The organism is Halomonas sp. KM-1 (assembly GCF_000246875.1).
GTDB classification, from domain to species: domain Bacteria; phylum Pseudomonadota; class Gammaproteobacteria; order Pseudomonadales; family Halomonadaceae; genus Halomonas; species Halomonas aerodenitrificans.
The window spans coordinates 1-3117 of record NZ_BAEU01000090.1 but is presented as its reverse complement, the minus strand read 5'-3'; the positions used below and the strand labels follow the sequence as shown (position 1 = coordinate 3117).

General features: G+C 60.7%; 3 protein-coding genes. All 3 read right to left on the bottom strand.

Annotated elements, in window-relative coordinates; all coding sequences use genetic code 11:
• On the bottom strand, positions 1–670 hold a 670-nt coding region (locus tag B8115_RS09840; RefSeq protein WP_010627622.1), incomplete at its 3' end, for an aldehyde dehydrogenase family protein.
• 71 nt (positions 671–741) lie between these two features.
• Positions 742–2139 carry an APC family permease gene (locus tag B8115_RS09835; RefSeq protein WP_010627621.1) on the bottom strand — a complete coding sequence of 466 codons (1398 nt, stop codon included), beginning with the start codon at positions 2137–2139 and terminating at the stop codon, positions 742–744.
• A gap of 301 nt (positions 2140–2440) precedes the next feature.
• Positions 2441–3117 (bottom strand): dioxygenase (locus tag B8115_RS09830; RefSeq protein ID WP_010627620.1); only part of this gene is annotated, 677 nt, incomplete at its 5' end.

Genomic DNA, 3117 nt, shown 5'->3' with positions numbered 1-3117 from the left:
TCTCGGTAGAGCCGGTGAAGACGATCTTGTCGATGCCGGGGTGAGCGGTGATGGCGCTGCCGAAGCCCTGCTCGCCGGTAACGACATTGATGACGCCTCTGGGCACGTGGCGGGCGATGATCTCCACCAGGCGAATCGTGCTCAGGGGAGTGAGGCTGGAGGGCTTGCTCACCACGCAGTTGCCCGCCCGCAGCGCCGGCATGATGTGCCACACCGCGATCATGAAGGGCCAGTTCCAGGGGGTGATGGAAGCCACCACGCCCACCGGCTTGTGGTGCAGCTCGATGCGCTGGGTGGGCGTCTCCTCCACCAGCTCCACCGGCACTTCCTGACTGGCCGCATAGCGTGTCCAGGCCGCGCTGCCGCCCACCTCGGAGTAGGCCAGGGCCAGCGGCTTGCCCTGTTCCATGACGATCAGCCTTGCCAGCTCGTCCGCCTCGCGCTCGATGTCGTCGGCGATGCGATTGAGCAACTCGCATCTTTGCTCATGAGAACTGAGCTTCCATTGGCCGAATGCATCGCGGGCAGCGCTGACCGCTTGATCCAGCTGTTCGGTCGAGCCGGCCGGACACCGCGCGAAGGGCGCCCCCGTGGCCGGATCGATGACCTCGAAATGCCCTGCGGCCCCCGGTACGTTGTCGCCGTTGATCAACAGTTCGTAGTTACGCATACAGCCGTCCTTCATGCTTCGATGCCTGGCCGGGAAAGGCGCGCCTTTCCCGGCGGTCAAGGCAGAGTGATTTACAGTCGATGAGAGCCGAGCTGCTGGAATTGCTCGGGAGAGGTTTGGCGCAGACGCATGGCCATCGCCCCGCCCACGGCAAGCGCCAGGGCGATGAGGATGCAGAGTCCGTAGGAGAGCACCTTGCTGGAACCGGTCAGAACGTCGAAGTGCATCACCGCGATGACCAGCATGGTGAGCAGCGCGAGACACGAGAACGCGGGCAGGATCTTGCCTCTCCATGGGCCCACGCCCAGCTCGGGATGGCGGCGGAAATAGTACAGAACCGCCACGGAAGTGATCGCCATCAGCAGGATAAGGGAGAGTGCGGCCAGGCTGGAGAACCAGGCGAAGAGCTGCAGAATGGGGTCACCGCCGAAGGCCGCGAAAGCCATCACCGCGGTTGCCGCAATCAGCGTCTGCAGCAGCGAGCCGACGTGGGGGCTCTGGTGCACGGGATGAGTGGTGCCCAGAGCGCTCGGCAGCAGGCCGTCGCGGCCGATGGCATAGAAGTAGCGTGCGGCCGAGTTATGGAAGGCCACCAGACCGGCATAGATCCCCACTAGGAACAGGACGCGAATGATCTGCGTCATTTCAGGCCCGACGTAGTGGTCGGACAGGCCATAGATCAGCGTGGTCGGATCTTCGAGCGCGTACAGGGTGGGCACGATCTTGTCGACACCGACGCCGATGATCATCGACCAGGTGGAGACCGCATAGAAACAGCCGATCAAGAGGATGGCGGCATAGGTCGCCAGCGGAATGTCGCGCCGAGGGTTCTTCGCCTCTTCACCATAGATGGTGGTCGCCTCGAAGCCGATGAACGCGGCAAAGCAGAACAGCAGCCCGATGGAGGGGGCACCGCTGAACACGTGCTGTGGCTGCAAGGAGTCGAAATTCACCCCACTGTCGCCACCGCTGGAGAGTATGGCCACGTTCAACACCAGGATGACGAGATACTCCACCATGACGATCACGCAGAGCACCTTGGCCGAGAGATCGATCTTGCGATAGCCGAGAAACGCAATGCTTGCCATCGCCACCAGCGAATAGATCCACCATGGCAGATGCAGATCGAATACGGCGCTCATGGTGCCGGCGGCGACGCCGCCGAACATGCCGTAGAGGCCGATCTGCAGGATGTTATAGGCAAAGATCGCCAGCCCCGCGGCCGCACCGCCGGCAATCCCTCCCAGACCTCGCGCCGAGTAGGCATAGAAGCCGCCGGCATTGGTCACGTAGCGGGACAGGGTGGTATAGCCTACCGAAAAGATCAACAGAACCGCCAGCACGAGACCGATCAGTACGGGAGTACCCGCGCCGTTTCCCAGCATCATGCCGATCGGAAAGCCGCCTGCCAGGACACTGAACGGGCTTGCTGCGGATACGACGAAGAAGATGATGAAACCGACACCCAAGGCGCCACGCCTTAGCTCTGTCGAGACTATTGCAGGGGAGGAAGTTACGCTCATTTTTCAAACCTTCATATTATGATTATAGGAATCGACAACACCACAGCTTTTATCTTATTCCCACCCCAGCAAGTGGCGTTATCCCAAATTGGCACCACGACTTTCTTTTAATTCAAACACATAAAGTACAACTCATGACCAAAATCGCACCCATCTGTCCTCGCCTCAAAAAGCGAAAAAACCAGACAGATTCAGTGCCTTCCACAACAGTGAATTACGCTAATGACACACACTTTTTTATAACGACTTATTTCCTCACCATGATGAAATCGAAGTTTGCGTTCCATTGGGTGCTTTCATCCATTGACTCGCAGTAATCCACGATCAGGGAATCCTTGACGCCGAACACCGCATCCGATGTCAGGTAAGCGTCACCCGAGACGAAGGTGTGGGTGACGATCCGCTCATAGTCGGGGTGCTCGAGCATGAAGTGCATATGAGCAGGTCGCCACGGATGACGCCCCAGGCTTGCCAGCATCTGGCCCACCGGGCCGTCATCGGGGATCGGGTAAGACACCGGCTTGATGCCGATGAAGTCGTAGCGGCCATCGGCACCGGTAATGAACACGCCGCGGTTGTTCCACTCCGGCTGCTCATCCGGCTGCTGGACGTCATAGAAGCCGTCGCTGTTGTCCGACCAGACGTCGATGCGCACTCCCTCGATGGGGTTGCCCTCCAGGTCGAGCACGCGGCCCTGGTAGCGACAGGCTTCGCCCTTGCCGTCCAGCGAGATGGAAGCCCCCATGGGCAGCTCCGGCGCGCCGTCCACATGGAAGGGGCCGAACACCGTGTTCTCGGTCGCGCCCGCCGGGCGGCGGTGCTGAATGGCATCCACCAGCATGGAGACACCGAGGGTATCGGAGAGCAGGATGAACTCCTGGCGCTTGTCGTCGCACGTCTGCCCCGTGCGGGTCAGGAAGTCGA